Below are 19408 nucleotides of genomic sequence, written 5' to 3'. Positions count from 1 at the left end.
ATGAGTGAACAGAACCTGATCGAAGTGCGCGACCTGGTCGTCGAGTTTGTAACCGGCGACCAAGTCAACCGGGTGGTCGATGGCATCAGTTTCGACATCCGCAAAGGCGAGACGCTGGCACTGGTCGGTGAAAGCGGCTCGGGCAAGTCGGTGACTGCGCACTCGATCCTGCGCCTGCTGCCCTACCCCTTGGCCCAGCACCCCCGCGGCAGCATCCGCCATGAAGGCAAGGACTTGCTGCAGCAGAACGAAAAAACCCTGCAGCGCATTCGCGGCAACCGCATTGCGATGATCTTCCAGGAGCCGATGACGTCGCTGAACCCGCTGCACTGCATCGAAAAGCAGATCAATGAAATCCTTCTGCTGCACAAGGGCCTGACCGGCAAGCAAGCCACTGCGCGCACCCTGGAGCTGCTGGAAATGGTCGGCATCCCGGAGCCGCGCAAACGCCTCAAGGCCCTGCCCCACGAGCTGTCCGGCGGGCAACGCCAGCGGGTGATGATCGCCATGGCCCTGGCCAACGAGCCGGAACTGCTGATTGCCGACGAACCGACCACGGCGCTGGATGTGACCGTGCAGCTGAAAATTCTCGACCTGCTCAAGGAACTGCAGGCACGCCTGGGCATGGCGCTGCTGCTGATCAGCCATGACCTGAACCTGGTGCGGCGCATTGCCCACCGCGTGTGCGTGATGCAGCGCGGGCAGATTGTCGAGCAGGCGGACTGCGCGGCCCTGTTCAGCGCGCCGCAACACCCCTACACGCAGATGCTGATCAATGCCGAGCCCAGCGGGCTGCCGGCGCACAACCCGGTAGGTGCGCCGCTGCTGCAAGTCGATGAGCTCAAGGTCTGGTTCCCGATCAAGAAAGGCCTGCTGCGGCGTACTGTCGACCATGTCAAGGCGGTGAACGGGGTCAACTTCAGTTTGCCGCAGGGGCAAACGCTGGGCATCGTCGGGGAGTCCGGGTCGGGCAAGTCGACATTGGGCCTGGCGATCCTGCGGCTGATTGCCAGCCAGGGGGGTATCCGCTTCCACGGGCAAGACCTGCAGGGGATGAACCAGAAAGCTGTGCGCCCGTTACGGCGCGAGATGCAGGTGGTGTTCCAGGACCCCTTCGGCAGCCTCAGCCCGCGCATGTGCGTGGCAGACATCGTTGGGGAGGGCTTGCGCATTCACGGTATCGGCAATGCCCAGGAGCGGGAGGCGGCCATCATTGCGGCGCTGGAGGAGGTAGGGCTCGACCCGGGCACCCGGCACCGCTACCCGCATGAGTTTTCGGGTGGGCAGCGCCAGCGCATTGCCATCGCCCGGGCGCTGGTGCTCAAGCCGGCGCTGATTCTGCTGGATGAGCCAACCTCGGCGCTGGACCGCACGGTGCAGCGCCAGGTGGTCGAGTTGCTGCGTAATCTGCAGCAAAAATACAACCTCACTTACCTGTTCATCAGCCATGACCTGGCGGTGGTCAGGGCACTGAGCCATCAGTTGATGGTGATCAAGCATGGGCAGGTGGTTGAACAGGGGGATGCGCAGGCAATCTTTCATGCACCGCAACATCCGTATACCCGGCAGCTACTGGAGGCGGCGTTTCTGGAGGTGGAGCCTTCGTGAAGCCGCGCCCGGGCAGTTTGCTGGGGTGATGCGAGCCTGGGCGGCGCGTTGCCCGCTGCCTGGCTACAGGTCTTCGCTCACCCGGCCAACGGCCGCCACCACTTGCCTGGCACCGACCTGAATACCGCCTATGGCCGTACTCGCCTGGGTAACGAAATCCACCGCATTGGCCGCTTCCTGGCGGCTGCGCTCGACCTCGCTGACCGCCTGGTTGGCCAGCAGATGATTGTGCGCGACCACCGCATCGATCTCGGCCGTGGCGGTGCTGGTGCGCCCCGCCAGCTTGCGCACTTCATCGGCCACCACGGCGAAGCCCCGCCCCTGGTCGCCGGCGCGCGCAGCTTCGATCGCCGCATTCAGGGCCAACAGGTTGGTCTGCGACGCAATGGCCCCAATGGTCTGCACGATCGTACTGATGACCGTCGACTGCTGGCCCAAGGCAGCAATGGTATCGCCGGCGCAGTGCAATTGGCTCGCCACGTTCTGCATGGCCTGCTGCATGCCCTGCATCACCGTGACACCATCGCTGGCACTGGCGTCCGTGCGCCGGGAAATGTCCAGCGCCATGTTGGCCGCCTGCCTTACCGCCTGTTCACGCTCGACCTGGGCGGTCACCACCGTGGCGAATTTGACCACTTTCACCAGCTTGCCACTGGCATCATGGACCGGGTTGTAGCTGGCCTCCAGCCAGATCTCGCGCCCTTGGCTGTCAATACGCCGGAATCGCCCGGTCACGTACCGGCCAGCATTGAGCGTGCGCCAGAACGCCGTGTACTCGGCACTGGCGGTTTCCTTGGCATCACAGAAAATTCGATGGTGCTGGCCGATCAGTTGCTCCAGGCGGTAGCCCATGGCGGCGAGAAACATCGGGTTGGCAGCTTGCACCCTGCCGTCCAGGCCAAACTGGATCATCGCCGTGGAACGCAGCAAGGCCTCGAGCAACGCCTGGCTTTCCAGCCCAGGCGCGGCCAGCCACTGTTGCAGGGGCATGCCCACGACATCGCCCGGCGCGGCGCCGAGTGCCTGGGCCAAACCCGCGGTGCACTCCGCGATACGGTTCTGCCCGTCCAGGCGCAGCATGGCACCCTGCTCGAGTTCGGCCAGCCGCTGACGCAGTTGCACGAGCTCGGCCTGTTGCGCTGCCAAGGCAGTTTTAAGGTGGCGATTAAACATCAATAAGACCTGCGATGTTATGCATCATGATGGGAAGTCAGACAACAGACACTTTCTGTTGAGTGTCGTGAAACCACTCCTTGAAAACGGCTGCAGGCATCGGTCTGGCGATGAAATAGCCCTGCGCTTCAACACAGCCCCAGGCGCAGGCCTGGACCAACTGTTCGGCGGTTTCGATCCCTTCGGCGGCCACTTGATAACCGAGTTCGTTGGCCAGCCCTACCACCGACTGCACCAACAATGCTTCACGCGTGCCCGAGGCGGCACGGTGCACCAGCGACCTGTCGAGCTTGACGATGCTGGCGGGGATTTGCGTCAGGTAAACCCAGTTGCTGTAGCCCGTGCCGAAGTCATCGATGGCAATGGCGATGCCTGCCTGGTGCGCACGCAGCAGTTGCTGCAGCACTTCTTCGGGCTGTTCAATCAAGACACTCTCGGTGAATTCGAGCTGTACCCGCTGCGGCTCGATGGCCTGGGCCTGCAAGTTGTGCAGCAGTGCATCCATGAACCCTGCGCTTTCCAGATCGCGCGCGGTGACGTTGAAGCTGAGACTGAAATCCAGGTCCCGGGTACAAGCCAGCACCCGCAAGGCTGCGCGCATCACCCAAAGGCTGAGGCTGGCCATGAGCGCCGTTTTTTCAGCCAAAGGGATGAACTCCGCCGGGGCGACATCGCCCAGTAGCGGGTGGCGCCAGCGCAGCAAGGCTTCGGCAGAACCGCATCGGCCCGAAGGCAGCTCAATCCGCGGTTGCAGGTGCAGGCTCAGTTCACCGTCGCTCTGCAGGGCCTGGGACAACGAGGCCAGCAACAGGAACGCCCGGCGTTGCGCAGCGTCCACTTCCGGCTCGTACCACGCATGCCGGCCAGGCGTGCGCCGCGCGGTATCCGCTGCCGCGACTGCCCGGCGCATCCATTCCAGGCCGTCGCGGTCTTCGCTTTGCTGGGTGATGGGGGCAATGCCGATACCGGCGTCCAGCAACACCGGAATCTGGTGGCACTGCGCAGGCGCTTGCAGGGCGTCGACAATCCGCTCGCACAAAGGCTGTACGTCGGCGGCGTCTTCCAGCAGCACACCGAAGCGGGTCGGGCTGATCTTGTACAACGACAAGCCGTTATCCAGCTGGCTGGCGATGCGCGCCTTGGCCTGCAGCGTCAGGTCGTGGGCAAAGTTGTAACCCAGGCCGCGGATGAGATCGCTGAGGGCCTCGGCGGCCATGATGTCCACCGCCAACAGGGTCAGCGACTTACCCCGGTCCAGGCCCGCCACCACATCACATTCGAGCTTCAGGCGGTTGAACAGGCCGGTGGCCTGGTCGTGAAAATTGTTGCGGCGCATGCCGGCGATGATGTGCATGGCCATTTCGCTGAAGGACGTCAGCATCGACCGTTGCGCCTCATCCAGGGCGGGCCGTGGTGCAGTATCGATGATGCAGAAGCTGCCGATGGCCACCTGGCTGTCTACCAGCAGCGGGGCCCCGCAGTAATAGCGAATGCCAGGCTCACCCGTGACCAGAGGGTTGTCGGCAAAGCGCGGGTCCAGGGCAGCGTCCAGCACTTCCAGTGGCTGTGCCTGGAGAATGGTGTGGGCACAGAATGAAACATCCCGGGGGGTGGCATCAGCGGCCAGCCCGGCCTTGGCCATGAACCATTGCTCACACTCCCCTACGATCGAAACCAGGCAGATCGGCATGCAAAAGTAGCGGCGGGCCATCTCGACCAGCGCAGTCAGTTCGCTGCTCTGCGGCTGATGCAGTACGCACCATTCGGCGATCTTCGCCAAACGGTCGGGTTCATTGGGCGGAACGGGGGCAACTTTCATGGCATCTCACCTGTCCCACGCGGACCCAAGCATAGAGTAATAGCACTACGCTACATCAATACTTGTACAGAGAGAAATTTTTGTACAACTTTTCGCATTAAATTTCGACAGACGGTGATGCAACATCACCTGCCTAGTAAGAGATCGGCCCACGAAGGAAGTTCACCAACCCCCGGTTTCACGGGCACACACGTACCGTTTCAGTGATTAACAGCCACTGCACCAGTCATCAGAAAATCTGATGACGATCGTCTTTAGTCATCAGCCAGGTAGGGCATAAAGTCGCTCCGTCCACCCGCCTCAACGGTAGAGCCCATGTCCAGTCACCCCCAAACTGCCTCCCCTGCCCTCCACGCGCTGGTCCAGCGTTCCAGCTTGCCAGGCCCTGTGCTCAGCGCCCCCCAGGCGCAAGGCCTGCTGCAGGCCCACTACGGCCTCACCGGTGAGTTGTCGGCCTTGGGCAGCCAGCAGGACCTGAACCTGCGCGTGGTCGCGCCGCAAGGCAGCTTCGTGCTCAAGGCATGCCATGGCAGCTACGCCCAGGTCGAACTGGAGGCCCAGCATGCGGCCCTCGCCTACCTGCGCGAGCATGGCCTGCCCGTGCCAGGCGTGCGCCCGGCACTCAGTGGCGAAGCCTTGCTGGCCCTGGACGTCGCAGACCAGCCATTACGGGTACGCCTGCTGGAATACATCGAGGGGCAACCGCTGACGCGCCTTGCCCACCTCCCGGCGCAACTGATGGCCGAACTGGGCGGGCTTTGCGCAAAGCTTGATCGGGCCTTGGCCGGTTTCGACCACCCTGGCCTCGAGCGCACCCTGCAATGGGACCCCAAGCATGCGCAAACGCTGATAGAGCACCTGCTCCCTGTGCTGCACGATGCCGACCAGCGCCGCCGCATCACACAGGCCACCGCGGTCGCTGCCCACCACCTGGCACCCCTGATCGGCAGCCTGCCAAGCCAAGCCGTGCACCTGGACATCACCGACGACAACACCGTGTGGGCGCGCGACGACCAGCGCCAATGGCAATTGCGAGGGCTGATCGACTTCGGCGACCTGCTACGTACCTGGCGCATCGCTGACCTGTCGGTAACCTGTGCGGCGCTGCTGCACCACGCCGAAGGCGACCCGCTGCGGATCCTCCCGGCGATCCGCGCCTACCAGGCCCACAACCCACTCACCGAGGCAGAGCTACGGGCCTTGTGGCCACTGGTGCTGAACCGCGCCGCAGTACTGGTGCTGAGCAGCGCACAGCAGTTGGCGGTGGACCCAGGCAACCAGTACACCCGCGACAATGTCGCCCATGAGTGGGAAATTTTCGATACCGCCACCGCCGTGCCCTTCGCCCTGATGCAGGCAGCGATCCTGCGGGCTGCGGGGTTGCCGGTCGCCACGCCAGACATGAGCGGCTGCGCGCCGCTGCTTCCCGAACTGCAAGGGCAGGCGGTGCACCGGCTCGACCTCGGCGTGCTCAGTGCGCACTATGAGGCGGGCAACTGGGAGCAACCTGGCTTCGACCAGCACCTGCTCACCCGGCAACCTGCCCCGGCCTGCACCCTGTACGGGCAGTATCGCCTGTCGCAAACCCATATCGACCGCGCCGCAGAACCGGCCACTTGCGCCCTCGGCGTTGAACTGCATGTGCCGCACGCAAGCCTGCTCCAGGCACCGGCGGCCGGCACCTGGCAGCGCCATGGCGATGCTGGCGGTTGCCTGCGTACTGCGCACTGGGCCCTGTGGCTACAGGGGCTGCAGGATGCGCCAGCCGATGGCCAGGCCGTGGCCCAGGGCCAGGCGCTGGGCCGTAGTTGCGGCGTGCTTCGCGTGCAAGTGTGCCTGGGCACCGACACCCAGCCACCGTTCTTCGCCAGCCCTTCCCATGCCGATGCCTGGCTGGCCCTGTGCCCTTCCCCCGCGCCGCTGCTGGGCCTGGACTGCGATGCCGAGCCACTGCCTGACCCACAGGCCCTGTTGGCGCGTCGCGACGCCAGCTTCGCGCGCTCGCAGAAACACTACTACGCGCAGCCACCCCACATCGAACGTGGCTGGCGCAATTACCTGTTCGACATGCAAGGCCGCGCTTACCTCGACATGCTCAACAACGTTGCGGTACTGGGCCATGGCCACCCGCGCATGGTCGCCGAGTCGGCGCGGCAGTGGTCGTTGCTCAATACCAACTCGCGCTTTCACTACGCAGCCGTCACCGAGTTCTCCGAGCGTTTGCTGAAGCTGGTACCCGAAGGCTTCGACCGGGTATTCATGGTCAACAGCGGTACCGAAGCCAACGACCTGGCGATACGGCTGGCCTGGGCCTACAGCGGCGGGCGCGACCTGCTCAGCGTGCTGGAGGCCTACCACGGCTGGTCGGTGGCCACCGATGCCATCTCCACGTCGATCGCCGACAACCCGCAGGCGTTGCACACCCGCCCGGACTGGGTGCACCCGGTCGAGGCGCCGAATACCTTCCGCGGCCGCTACCGTGGCGCCGACAGCGCAGCAGACTACCTGCGCGATGTCGACACCAAGCTGGCCGACCTCGATGCCCGTGGCCGACAGCTGGCCGGCATCATCTGCGAACCGGTGTACGGCAATGCCGGTGGCATCGCGCTGCCAGCGGGGTACCTGCGCGAGGCCTATGCCAAGGTCCGGGCCAGGGGCGGCGTGTGCATCGCCGACGAGGTCCAGGTCGGTTATGGCCGCCTGGGTGAATACTTCTGGGGCTTCGAGCAGCAAGGCGTGGTGCCCGACATCATCACCATGGCCAAGGGCATGGGTAACGGCCAGCCGCTGGGGGTGGTCATTACCCGCCGCGACATTGCCGAAGCACTGGAGGCCGAGGGTTATTTCTTCTCGTCTGCCGGTGGCAGCCCGGTCAGTTGCCGCATTGGCATGGCAGTACTGGACGTGATGCAGGAAGAAGGCCTGTGGGACAACGCCCGCGACACCGGGCGCTATTTCAAGGCGCGCCTGCAGGCGCTGGTCGACAGGCACCCGCTGGCCGGCGCCGCGCATGGCTCGGGCTTCTACCTGGGCCTGGAACTGGTGCGTGACCGCGAAACACTGGAGCCCGCGACGCAGGAAACCCAGCTGCTCTGCGACAGGCTGCGGGAATTGGGCATCTTCATGCAACCCACAGGGGATCACCTGAACATTCTCAAGATCAAGCCGCCAATGTGCACCAGCCGGGCCAGCGTGGATTACTTCGTCGACAGCATCGACCGGGTGCTGGGTGAAGGGCTGTAGCGGCTCACCTTCTGCCAGATCGAGCGCCGCGCGAGCGGCGCTTCGCGGATAAACCCCGCGCCCACCCACGGCCCTTTTTCGGGCGAGCACAAGCGCACCAACATGGCGCATGCCCTCCATCGCGCCACAAAAAGGCGCGGCATCAGCACGCAATTACCCTCCCCGCTTCATGCTTGTTCACATCCACTCACAAACGCCAACGTTTGCGTCTAGCCCGCATGCTCTCAAATGTGACCAGTGGGTCACCTTTTCTGCCTTTTCTCTCCTACACTCGGTTTTCGGCCCGCGATTTGCTCAATGGAAGAGTGACGAAAATAAGTCGAACTTTACGGAACGCGGGCAGGTCAGGAACTAAGTAGGCCAAACGCAACGGGATCCCCCAGCCTCGGCCACCACCCCTACCCGCTCAAACGCCTTCGGCCGGAACGCCGAGCGCGCGGTGCCTGTGCGCACGACCATGGGGCATGGAAAGCAGTACGTATTCAGCAAGCAGAGAGAACTAACACGAAACAACGCCACGGGTGCCAGCACCCGGCAAGCATAGGGACGGAGAGAAGTATGATCAGTGCCGCTGTCGAGCCACACGTAAACACGTTCATCACCGAGAAGCGCGAACCGCTCACCCCGGATTTCGCCACGACAGCCAAGGCACCCGGCGCCCAGCGCCAGCACAACCCCAACAAGCGCAAGATTCTGTTCGTGACCTCGGAAATCGCCGATCTGGTCAAGACGGGCGGCCTGGGTGACGTGTCTGCAGCCCTGCCGCGCGCCCTGGCGCACCTGCACGATGTTCGGGTATTGATCCCGGGCTACCCACAGGTGGTCGAAAGCGACAACCCGATCCATATCGTCGGCGAACTGGGCGGCCACGCAGCCCTGCCGCCATGCAAGATCGGCCGCATGGACATGCCCGACGGCCTGGTCATCTATGTGCTCATCTGCCCCGAACTGTACCAGCGCGACGGCACCCCCTACGGCGCCAACAACGGTCGCGACTGGCCAGACAACCACATCCGTTTCGCTCGCCTGGGCCTGGCCGCGGCGGAAATCGCAGCCGGCGAAGGCATGATCCACTGGAAGCCCGAAGTGGTGCATGCGCATGACTGGCCGGCCGGCCTGGCGCCAGCCTACATGCACTGGCGCGGCCTCAACACGCCAACCCTGTTCACCATCCACAACCTGGCCTACCAAGGTGTGTACAGCCGTGGTTGCAGCCCCGAACTGGCCATCCCGGAACACGCCATGCAGCAGGAAGGCATGGAGTTCTACGGCAAGCTGTCGTTCCTCAAGGCCGGCCTTGCCTACTCCAGCCACATCACCACGGTCAGCGCCACCTATGCCCGGGAAATCACCACCCCGGAATTCGGCTGCGGCCTGGATGGCTTCCTCGCCAGCAAAGCCCAGCAAGGCCTGCTTGGCGGCATACCCAACGGTATCGACGAAAGCTGGGACTCGGCCACCGACAAGCACCTGCAGCACAACTTCAGCATCAATGACTGGGAAGGCAAGGCACGCAATACCCACGAAGTACGCCAACTGTTCGGCCTGGACGACTCCGACGGCCCACTGTTCGCAGTGGTTTCGCGCCTGGTTTACCAGAAAGGCCTGGACCTGACCTTGGGCGTGGCCGACTACATCGTCGAACAAGGCGGGCAGATCGCGATCATCGGCCGTGGCGAGCCGGAGGAAGAACAGGCCATGCGCGAACTGGCGCTGCGCCACCCAGGCCGTATCGGGGTACGCATCGGCTTCAACGAAACCGACGCCCGGCGCATGTTCGCCGGCAGTGATTTCCTGCTGATGCCCTCGCGCTACGAGCCCTGCGGGCTCAGCCAGATGTATGCCCAGCGCTTTGGCTCGCTGCCAGTGGCGCGCAATACCGGCGGCCTGGCCGACACCATCGAGTGCGGGGTCACGGGCTTCCTGTTCAACGAGTCGACCGTCGACAGCTACCGCGAAGCGCTTGGCCGCGCCTTCTACGTTTATGGCAAGAAGGACCTGCTCAACGCCATGCGCTGCCTGTCGATGACCCAGCCGTTCAACTGGTGCCAGGCGGTGGAACCCTACGCCCGGCTGTACGAAGACCTGGTCAAGCAAGCACAACTGAGCCACTACTGAGCGAGGGCTGTAAGATGCACAGGCATGGCGCACACTTGCTGGACGCCACGTCGGCGCGCTTCGCCCTATGGGCACCCGATGCGCGCAGCGTGAGCGTGGAACTGGAGCAGCAGCCGGCTATCGCCCTGCAGCCCGATGAAGACGGTTGGTTCAGCGGCGTGGCGCCCTGCCGGGCCGGCGACCGTTACCAATTTCGAATTGATGATGAACTGCAGGTGGCCGACCCGGCGTCGCGCTACCAGCCTACTGGCGTGCACGGCCCCAGCCAGGTGGTGGATGTGGCCAGCTACCCCTGGCAGCACCCGTGGCTAGGCCGCCCCTGGCACGAGGCGGTCATTCAAGAGCTGCACGTAGGCCTGCTCGATGGTTACCAGGGCGTAGCCCGGCAACTGCCGAAGCTTGCCGCGCTGGGTATCAGCGCAATAGAGCTGATGCCCCTGGGGCAGTTCCCGGGCGAGCGCAACTGGGGCTACGACGGTGTATTGCCCTACGCCCCGCAGCACACCTACGGCAGCCCCGAGCAACTGTGCGCGTTGGTCGACCAGGCCCATGGTGAAAAGCTGATGGTGCTGGTGGACGTGGTGTACAACCACTTCGGCCCTGACGGCAATTACCTGCACCAGTATGCCAGCCCGTTCTTCCGGGAAGACCGGCAGACGCCCTGGGGCGCGGCCATCGACTTCCGCCGCCCGCAGGTGCGCGAATACTTTATCCAGAACGCACTGATGTGGCTGTGCGACTACCGCTGCGACGGCCTGCGCCTGGATGCCGTACATGCCATCGACCAACCCGATTTTCTGGTGGAACTGGCCGAGCGCGTGCGTGCCGCAGTGGAGCCCGGGCGCCACGTGTGGCTGGTGCTGGAGAACGAACACAACCAGGCCACCCTGTTGCAACAGGGCTTCGACGCGCAGTGGAACGATGACGGCCACAACGCCCTGCATGTGCTGCTCACCGGCGAAACCGAAGGCTATTATGCCGACTACAAGGACCGCCCCATCGACCAGCTGGCACGCTGCCTGGCCGAAGGCTTCGTGTTCCAGGGCCAGGCCAACCGCCACGGTACGCCGCGCGGCGAACCCAGTGCGCATCTGCCACCCAGTGCCTTCGTACTGTTCTTGCAGAACCACGATCAGGTGGGCAACCGCGCCCTGGGCGAGCGCCTGACCCGCCTGTGCCCACCGCCGGCGCTGCGCGCTGCCACCACCTTGCTGCTGATGGCACCGATGATCCCCCTGCTGTTCATGGGTGACGAAGAAGGCAGTTGCCAGCCCTTCCTGTTCTTTACCGACTTCCACGACGAACTGGCCGATGCAGTGCGCGAAGGCCGCCGTGGCGAGTTCGCCCATTTCAAGGCCTTCGCTGACCCCGAGCAGCGCGAGCACATCCCCGACCCCAACGCCGAAAAGACCTATGCCGCATCGCGCCCTTACAGCAAGCAGGTGCTGGCCGGCTGGCATGGCCTGTATCAGCAGTTGCTCGACCTGCGCCGCCACCATGTGATCCCGCACCTGCCTGGCAGCTGTGCGCTGGGCGCCGAGGTGCACGGTGACAAGGCAGTCACCGCACGCTGGCAGCTGGGCAATGGCAACACCTTGCGCATCGACCTGAACCTGGCCGACAGCCCGCAGCCGGTCGAGCTGCCGCCACCGCCCTTGCGGTTGTTCGACAGCGGCGATGCTCGCCACCCCGACAGCCAACTGGCGGCGTACAGCTGCGTGGTCAGCCTGCTTCCCCCTGCCCAGGAGCGCCCATGAGCGAAACCGCCCTGCACCGCTTGGCGAACCGCGTCGGGCTTAGCCGCGACTGGATCGACGCCAATGACCGCCCTCAGCGCGTGAGCGACCACGTGCTGCTCAACCTGCTCGAAAGCCTGGGCCACCCGGCCGGCGACGATGCGGCAATCGCCGCAAGCCTGCAGGCCTTGGAGACCGCTGACGACAGTGAGCACCTACCGCCCTTGTTGACGGCGGACCAGGGCCAGCCGCTGGACCTGTCACGCTATTTCAGCGCGGCCAGCGTCGCCCGTTGCACCCTCGAGGACAGCGCCACGCGTGTGCTGGAACTTGACCGGCAGGCCCGCCTGCCCGGTGAACTGCCTGTCGGCTACCACCAGGTCGAAATCGACAGCCGCCGTTTCACGGTGGCCGTAGCGCCGCCCCGTTGCCATAGCCTTGAAGACAGCCTTGAGCACAGCGCGCAGCAAACACCCGCGCGCTGCTGGGGGCTGGCGGTTCAGCTGTACAGCCTGCGCCGCCCTGGCGACGGCGGTTATGGCGACTGCCTGGCCCTTGAACAACTGGCCCGCTCGGCCGCAGAGCGCGGCGCCGATGCCTTGGCCATCAGCCCGATTCATGCCCTGTCGGCCATCGACCAGGAACATTACAGCCCCTACTCGCCCTCCAGCCGCCTGCTGCTCAATACCTTGTACGCCAGCCCCGCCGCCCTGCTGGGTGAACGGGAAGTGCGCATGGCCATCGAAGCCTGCGGCCTGGAGCAACAGCTGGAAGAACTGCAGCAGCGCCCACTGGTTGACTGGCCACGTGCCGCCAGCGCCCAGCTGCGTGTGCTGGAGGCGCTGTACCAGGGGTTCAGCCAAGGCAGCCACCCGCTGCGCGAGGACTTCGACAGTTTCCGCAAAGCCGCCGGGGAAGCGCTGGAGCATCATTGCCGCTTCGAAGTGCTGCAGGCCCATGCCGTGGAGCATGGCCTGGGCGCCGACTGGCGGCACTGGCCCACGCCCTGGCAAGACCCCTGTCACCCGCAAGTCCAGGCCATCGCCGAGGCCTACCCGGCCAAGGTGGAGTTCCACGCGTTCTGCCAATGGCTCACCGAGCGAGGCCTGCAACGCGCCCACGAGGCCGCCCGCGGCAACGGCATGAGGGTGGGCCTGATCGCCGACCTGGCAGTTGGCGCCGACGGTGCCGGCAGCCAGGCCTGGAGCCGCCAGGACGAATTGCTGTCGGGCCTGAATGTGGGCGCACCGCCCGACATTCTCAACCGGGCCGGACAAAACTGGGGCATTTGCGCCTTTTCGCCCGAAGGCCTCAAGCGCAACGGCTACCGCGCGTTCATCGAAATGTTGCGGGCCAACCTGGCGCATGCCGGCGGCCTGCGCATCGACCACGTCATGGGCCTGCGCCGGCTGTGGCTGATACCGCAAGGCGCCGAGCCCAGCGAAGGTGCCTACCTCAACTACCCGCTGGAGGACCTGCTGCGGCTGCTGGCGCTGGAATCGCACCGCCACCAGGCCATCATCCTTGGCGAAGACCTGGGCACGGTGCCCGCCGGCCTGCGCGAAGTCCTGGCCGAGAAAGCCGTGCTGGGCATGCGCGTGCTGCCTTTCGAGCAGCGCCAGCCTGGGCAGTTCACGCCGATACTGGACTGGCCCGACAACGCCCTGGCCACTACCGGTACACACGACTTGGCGCCCCTGGCCGGCTGGCTGAAAGACCGCGATATCGACTGGAGCCACCGCTTGCAACTCATTGACGCTGCCACCGAACTGCACTGGCGCCACGACCGCCAGAAACAACACGACGGCCTGCGCCGCACCTTGCAAGCCAACTATGGCGTGCTCAACGACGATGACGCCGTGATCGATGCCGCCATCCGCTACGTGGGCCATACCCGGGCGCCACTGGTGCTGGTACCGCTGGAAGACCTGTTGGGCTGCGACGAGCAACCCAACCTGCCAGGCACCACCACCGGCCACCCCAACTGGCGCCGGCGCTTCGCCCGCCCGGTGCATGAACTGCTCAATGACGACGATGCCGCGCGGCGCCTGGAGCTGCTTGCCCAAGCCCGCGAACAAGCCTGGGAGCGTGACCGATGAAGCCCTTGAGCGCCACCTTGCGCCTGCAGTTCCACAGTGACTTCACCCTCGACCACGCCGTGTCGCTGGTGCCCTACTTCGCCCAACTGGGCATCAGCCACCTGTATGCCTCACCCATCCTCAAGGCCCGTGCCGGTTCACGCCACGGCTACGACGTGGTCGACCCGACCCAGGTCAACCCCGAGCTGGGCGGCGAGGCGGCGTTGCAGCGCCTGGTCGCGGCCTTGCGCCAGCATGGCATGGGGCTGATCCTCGACACCGTGTCCAACCACATGGCCGTAGGCGGCGCGGACAACCCGTGGTGGCAATGCCTGCTGGCCTGGGGCCGGCGTAGCCCGTACGCAGAATTCTTCGACATCCAGTGGCATTCCAGCGATCCGCTGTTGGCCGGGCAATTGCTGTTGCCGTTCCTGGGCAACGACTATGGCGTGTGCTTGAAAAACGGCGAACTCCCGCTGGAGTTCGACAAGGACCGGGGCGTGCTGCAAGTTGCCCACTACCAGCACCGTTTCCCGATTTGCCCGATCGACTACGGCTGGATCCTGGCCCTGAGCCCGGACCCCGCCCTGCAGGCCCTGGCAGAGCATTTCACGGCGCTGGGCGAAGCGGCCACGCCATTGGCTGACGCCCTGCCCCTGCAGGCCGAACTGGCGCGCCTGGTGCAGCAGGGTGCCGACCTCGAATCGGCCCTGGTGGCGTTCGACAGCCGTGCCGAAAGCGGCTTCAAGCGCCTGCACCTGCTGCTGGAGCGCCAGACTTACCGGCTGGCCAGCTGGCGCACCGCCGCCGACGACATCAACTGGCGGCGCTTCTTCGACATCAACGAACTGGGTGGCCTGCGGGTCGAGCGCGCGGTGGTGTTCGAGGCGACCCACGCCAAGCTCTTCGAGCTGATCGAACGCGGCCTGGTGGACGGCCTGCGCATTGACCATATCGACGGCCTGGCCGACCCGCGCGGCTATTGCCGCAAGCTGCGCCGGCGCGTCGACGGCCTGCTGGCCAGTCGGCCGCTGAACGCCGCGGTCGAACACTTCCCGATCTACGTGGAAAAGATTCTCGGCAGCGGCGAACACCTGCACCTCGACTGGCACACCGACGGCACCACTGGCTACGAGTTCATGAACCAGGTATCGCTGCTGCAGCACGACCCGGCCGGCGAAGCACCGCTGACCGAGTTGTGGGCCAACGTCAGCGAGCGCCCGGCCTTTGCTGAAGAAGTGCGCCAGGCGCGCCACCTGGTGCTCAATGCCAGCCTGGCAGGCGACTGCGAGTCGGTAGCCCAGGCGCTGTTGCAGGTCGCCCGCAACGACCTGATGACCCGCGACCTGACCTTGGGCGCCATCCGCCGTGCCCTGCAGGCGCTGGTGGCGCACTATCCGGTGTACCGCACCTACTTCAATGCTTGCGGGCGCCCGGCTGAAGACGAAGTGTTTTTCCAGCAAGCCCTGACCAATGCCCGCCAGGACCTGGCCGAAGCCGACTGGCCGTTGCTCGACCAACTGGAACAGTGGCTGGGTGGCCAAGGCTGGCGGCAATTGCCGCCGGGGCGCGCGCGCAAGCAGTTGCGCCATGCCTGCGTGCGCTTCCAGCAACTGACCGCACCCAGTGCCGCCAAGGCGGTGGAGGACACGGCCTTCTACCGCAGCGCGCGGCTGCTGTCGCGCAACGATGTGGGCTTCGAGGCCGAGCGCTTCAGTGCCCCGCTGGCACACTTCCATAACGAAGCGCAACGGCGCCTGCGCGACTTCCCCGACAACCTGCTGGCCACCGCCACCCATGACCACAAGCGTGGCGAAGACACACGCGCCCGCCTGGCCGTGCTCAGCGAGCGGGGGCCGTGGCTGGCCAGCCGCGTGGAGCACTGGCGCGAGCTGGCGGCGCCGCTGCGTGCGCCGCTGGAGGACGGCCTGGCGCCCAGCCCCGGCGACGAACTGATGCTGTTGCAGACGCTGCTCGGCAGTTGGCCGCTGGACCTTGACCTGCACGACGCCAACGCCTTGCGCCAATACGCCGAACGCGTGCGCCAGTGGCAGCAGAAGGCCCTGCGCGAGGCCAAGCTGCGCAGCAGCTGGAACGCACCGAACGAAGCCTACGAGGCGGCCTGTGCCCGCTACCTGGACGGTTTGCTGCTGGGCAGTGAAAACCAGCAGTTGCGCCAATCGGTGGCCGATGCCGCACAAGTGCTCGCCTGCCCCGGCGCCCTCAATGGCCTGGTGCAAGCCCTGCTGCGCATGACCACCCCGGGCGTGCCCGACCTGTACCAGGGCAACGAGTACTGGGACCTGAGCCTGGTCGACCCGGACAACCGCCGCGCCGTGGACTACGCTTTGCGGCGTGCCACCCTGGAAAGCGCCACCCCCGTGGCCGAGCTGCTGTCGCACTGGCGCGACGGCCGCCTCAAGCAGGCCTTGGTCGCCCGTGTGCTGGACTGCCGCCAGGCACATGCCGAGCTGTTCCGCCGCGGTGCCTACCTGCCGCTGACGGTACAGGGCCGGCATGCCGACAAGGTCGTCGCCTTCGCCCGGCTGGGTGAAGGCGAACGCGCCATCGTCGTGGCCCCGCGCCTGGCCAGCAGCCTGCTCGGCAGCGCGCCAACACCGTTGATCCCGGCACAGAACTGGGACGACACCCGGCTGGTTTTACCGTTTGCCGTATCACCTGCCAATTCGACGGGACTTTTCCCATGCGCGGCGGTCAGCTCATCAAGGGAGCTGATGTTGAGCGCCGTGCTGGCGGAGTTTCCGGTCAACCTGTTGATCCAACAATCTTGAGCATCAGGAGCGTTTCGATGAGTGTCGATGAAAAGCGTATTCGCGAATTTGCCTACCAGATCTGGGAGTCAGAAGGTAAACCCGCCGGCCAGGAAGACCGCCACTGGGAAATGGCTCGCAAGCTGGCCGAGGCCGAGGCCCTGGCACCAAAAGCCGCACCGCGCAAGCGGGCCCCTGCCAAACCCAAGCCGGCAGCCGAGCCCAAGCCGCCGGCCGAACCCAAGGTAGCGGCACTGCCGGGGGTTAAACCCGCGGCGGCGAAGAAACCAAGGGCGGTCAAAAAGCCAACTGCCGGTTAAACCGGTTTCGGCCACTTCGCGGCCTGCCCGCTCCCCCATGATCGCCACACGGCTGGCGGTCGTGGTTGCTTCAGGGGACCGGGCGCCACTGATAGGGCACCTGGGCAGCACTGCATCACTTCCATACCTTCCACCACGGCCATTTGAGGATTGCCATGAGCCCCCGTACCCCAAAGAAAACCCGCTCGGTTGCCCCAACCCGCATCCGCGAAGGCCAACCCTTTCCCCTCGGCGCCACCTGGGATGGGCTGGGCGTCAACTTCGCCCTGTTTTCGGCCAATGCCACCAAGGTCGAGCTGTGCCTGTTCGACGCCACCGGCGAGCATGAGCTCGAACGCATCGAGCTGCCCGAATACACGGACGAGATCTACCATGGCTACCTGCCCGATGCGCACCCTGGCCTGGTGTATGGCTACCGCGTCTATGGCCCGTACGAGCCGCAAAACGGTCACCGCTTCAACCCCAACAAACTGCTGATAGACCCTTATGCCAAGCAGCTGGTCGGCGAACTCAAGTGGTCCGAGGCACTGTTTGGCTACACCATCGGCCACCCCGACGACGACCTGTCGTTCGATGAACGTGACAGCGCCCCCTTCGTGCCCAAGTGCAAGGTGATCGACCCGGCCTTCACCTGGGGCCGTGACGAGCGCGTACAAGTACCTTGGGAGCGCACCATCCTCTACGAGGCGCACACCCGCGGCATCAGCATGCGCCACCCCGCCGTGCCGGAGGAGCTGCGCGGTACCTTCGCCGGCTTGGCCAATGACGAATTGCTCAAGCACATCAAGGACCTGGGTGTTTCCAGTATCGAGTTGTTGCCGATTCACGCGTTCGTCAACGACCAGCACCTGCTGGACAAGGGCCTGAACAACTACTGGGGCTACAACAGCATCGCCTTTTTCGCGCCCCACCCGCGCTACCTGGCCAGCGGCAAGATCGCCGAGTTCAAGGAGATGGTCGCGCACCTGCACGACGCCGGGCTGGAGGTGATTCTCGATGTGGTCTACAACCACACCGCCGAGGGCAACGAACGCGGCCCGACCCTGTCGATGCGCGGTATCGACAACGCCTCGTACTACCGCCTGATGCCCGATGACAAGCGCTACTACATCAACGACTCCGGCACCGGCAACACCCTCGACCTGAGCCACCCCTGCGTGCTGCAACTGGTCACCGATTCGCTGCGCTACTGGGCTGGCGAAATGCACGTGGACGGCTTCCGCTTCGACCTGGCGACCATCCTTGGCCGGTACCATGACGGCTATAGCGAGCGCCACGGCTTCCTCGTGGCCTGCCGCCAGGACCCGATGCTGAGCCAGGTCAAACTGATTGCCGAGCCGTGGGACTGCGGGCCGGGCGGCTACCAGGTGGGCAACTTCGCCCCCGGCTGGGCCGAATGGAACGACCGCTTCCGTGACACCGTGCGCGCCTTCTGGAAAGGCGATGAAGGCCAGCTGGCCGACTTTGCCGCGCGCATGACGGCCTCGGGCGACATGTTCAACAACCGCGGCCGCCGGCCGTACTCCTCGGTCAACTTCATCACCGCGCACGACGGTTTTACCTTGCGCGACCTGGTGTCGTACAACCACAAGCACAACGAAGACAACGACGAAAACAACCAGGACGGTACCGACAACAACCTGTCGTGGAACTGCGGCGCCGAAGGGCCGACCGAAGACCCGGCCGTGAACGCCCTGCGCATGCGCCAGATGCGCAATTTCTTCGCCACTTTGCTGCTGGCCCAGGGCACGCCGATGATCGTGGCGGGCGACGAGTTCAGCCGCACCCAGCACGGCAACAACAACGCCTACTGCCAGGACAGTGAGATCGGCTGGATCAACTGGGACCTCGACGAGGAAGGCAAAGAGCTGCTGGCCTTCGTCAAGCGCCTGACTCGCCTGCGCCTCACCTACCCGGTACTGCGCCGCTCGCGGTTCCTGGTCGGCGATTACAATGAAGCGATCGGGGTCAAGGACGTGACCTGGCTGGCGCCGGATGGCGGCGAGATGACCGTGGAGCAGTGGGAAGACCCGCACGGCCGCTGCCTGGGCATGCTGATCGATGGCCGCGCGCAGGTCAGCGGTATTGCCCGGCCCGGCGCCGAGGCAACCGTGCTGCTGATCGTCAACTCGCACCATGATGTGGTGCCGTTCAAGCTGCCGACAGTACCGGATGGCGACCACTGGAACTGCCTGATCGACACTGACCGGCCCGAACTGCGCAAGGGCCAGCACCTGCAGTTCGACAGCACCTTCGAGGTGAAGGGGCGCTCTATGGTGTTGATGGTGTTGCAACGCGAAGACGAGTGAACCGGGCAGGCGCGGTGGGCAGGTGCCCGCCGCGGCCTCTTCAGTGCCTGTGAGATCGAACGCCGCCACTGTCGAAGCCTGGCGCTAGCAATCATTCTTCATAGCGCCCGTGCGGGAAATAGCAAACGCCGCTATAGCAGCACGGTTTTTCTTTTGAATCAGCGCCTTGGTCACCCCCACAAAAGGTGAACGGGCCTTTCACATTTTCTTGACGCAAGCCCTCCCCTCTCCTT

10 protein-coding genes are annotated in these 19408 nt (G+C 65.0%); 8 read left to right on the top strand and 2 right to left on the bottom strand.

Annotated elements, in window-relative coordinates; translation table 11 throughout:
* On the top strand, positions 1–1608 hold the full coding sequence (locus QME24_RS06800) for an ABC transporter ATP-binding protein (RefSeq protein WP_054904810.1): 1608 nt from the start codon (positions 1–3) through the stop codon (positions 1606–1608).
* A gap of 63 nt (positions 1609–1671) precedes the next feature.
* On the opposite strand, the gene QME24_RS06795 is transcribed toward QME24_RS06800, so the two are convergent.
* A complete protein-coding gene (locus tag QME24_RS06795) occupies positions 1672–2781 on the bottom strand; it encodes a methyl-accepting chemotaxis protein (RefSeq protein WP_054904811.1) in 1110 nt (369 codons plus the stop codon).
* Between the two features lie 37 nt (positions 2782–2818).
* On the bottom strand, positions 2819–4600 hold the full coding sequence (locus QME24_RS06790; RefSeq protein WP_054904812.1) for an EAL domain-containing protein: 1782 nt from the start codon (positions 4598–4600) through the stop codon (positions 2819–2821).
* Positions 4601–4915: 315 nt separating this feature from the next.
* Between QME24_RS06790 and QME24_RS06785 the strand changes: the two genes are divergently transcribed.
* The 7 genes from QME24_RS06785 (at position 4916) to glgX (ending at position 19175) form a co-directional block, all read left to right on the top strand.
* The gene (locus tag QME24_RS06785; RefSeq protein ID WP_232891984.1) at positions 4916–7843 is read left to right on the top strand and encodes an aminotransferase; all 2928 of its coding nucleotides are present in this window, start codon (positions 4916–4918) and stop codon (positions 7841–7843) included.
* Positions 7844–8401: 558 nt separating this feature from the next.
* Positions 8402–9961, top strand: a complete 1560-nt coding sequence (glgA, locus tag QME24_RS06780; protein ID WP_054904814.1) for a glycogen synthase GlgA — start codon at positions 8402–8404, stop codon at positions 9959–9961.
* Positions 9962–9975: 14 nt separating this feature from the next.
* A complete protein-coding gene (gene treZ, locus QME24_RS06775; protein ID WP_054904815.1) occupies positions 9976–11718 on the top strand; it encodes a malto-oligosyltrehalose trehalohydrolase in 1743 nt (580 codons plus the stop codon).
* A complete protein-coding gene (malQ, locus tag QME24_RS06770) occupies positions 11715–13796 on the top strand; it encodes a 4-alpha-glucanotransferase (RefSeq protein WP_280091260.1) in 2082 nt (693 codons plus the stop codon). Before treZ ends, malQ begins: the two co-directional genes overlap by 4 nt.
* On the top strand, positions 13793–16567 hold the full coding sequence (locus QME24_RS06765) for a malto-oligosyltrehalose synthase (protein WP_232891987.1): 2775 nt from the start codon (positions 13793–13795) through the stop codon (positions 16565–16567). Before malQ ends, QME24_RS06765 begins: the two co-directional genes overlap by 4 nt.
* Before the next feature lie 17 nt (positions 16568–16584).
* On the top strand, positions 16585–16866 hold the full coding sequence (locus tag QME24_RS06760) for a DUF2934 domain-containing protein (RefSeq protein ID WP_029886657.1): 282 nt from the start codon (positions 16585–16587) through the stop codon (positions 16864–16866).
* A 155-nt stretch (positions 16867–17021) separates the two neighbouring features.
* Positions 17022–19175, top strand: a complete 2154-nt coding sequence (glgX, locus tag QME24_RS06755) for a glycogen debranching protein GlgX (protein WP_054904818.1) — start codon at positions 17022–17024, stop codon at positions 19173–19175.
* Positions 19176–19408 lie beyond the last annotated feature (233 nt).

The sequence above is a fragment of the Pseudomonas sp. PARCl1 genome (genome assembly GCF_947311875.1).
Lineage (GTDB): Bacteria > Pseudomonadota > Gammaproteobacteria > Pseudomonadales > Pseudomonadaceae > Aquipseudomonas > Aquipseudomonas juntendi.
This window is presented reverse-complemented; position numbering and strand designations above follow the sequence as displayed.

Excerpts from the sequence above, each read along its gene's own strand:
- QME24_RS06800 (WP_054904810.1), top strand. The coding sequence starts at position 1 with ATGAGTGAACAGAACCTGATCGAAGTGCGCGACCTGGTCGTCGAGTTT.
- glgX (WP_054904818.1), top strand. The coding sequence starts at position 17,022 with ATGAGCCCCCGTACCCCAAAGAAAACCCGCTCGGTTGCCCCAACCCGC.
- glgA (WP_054904814.1), top strand. The coding sequence starts at position 8,402 with ATGATCAGTGCCGCTGTCGAGCCACACGTAAACACGTTCATCACCGAG.
- QME24_RS06760 (WP_029886657.1), top strand. The coding sequence starts at position 16,585 with ATGAGTGTCGATGAAAAGCGTATTCGCGAATTTGCCTACCAGATCTGG.
- QME24_RS06795 (WP_054904811.1), bottom strand. The coding sequence starts at position 2,781 with ATGTTTAATCGCCACCTTAAAACTGCCTTGGCAGCGCAACAGGCCGAG.
- malQ (WP_280091260.1), top strand. The coding sequence starts at position 11,715 with ATGAGCGAAACCGCCCTGCACCGCTTGGCGAACCGCGTCGGGCTTAGC.
- QME24_RS06785 (WP_232891984.1), top strand. The coding sequence starts at position 4,916 with ATGTCCAGTCACCCCCAAACTGCCTCCCCTGCCCTCCACGCGCTGGTC.
- treZ (WP_054904815.1), top strand. The coding sequence starts at position 9,976 with ATGCACAGGCATGGCGCACACTTGCTGGACGCCACGTCGGCGCGCTTC.
- QME24_RS06765 (WP_232891987.1), top strand. The coding sequence starts at position 13,793 with ATGAAGCCCTTGAGCGCCACCTTGCGCCTGCAGTTCCACAGTGACTTC.
- QME24_RS06790 (WP_054904812.1), bottom strand. The coding sequence starts at position 4,600 with ATGAAAGTTGCCCCCGTTCCGCCCAATGAACCCGACCGTTTGGCGAAG.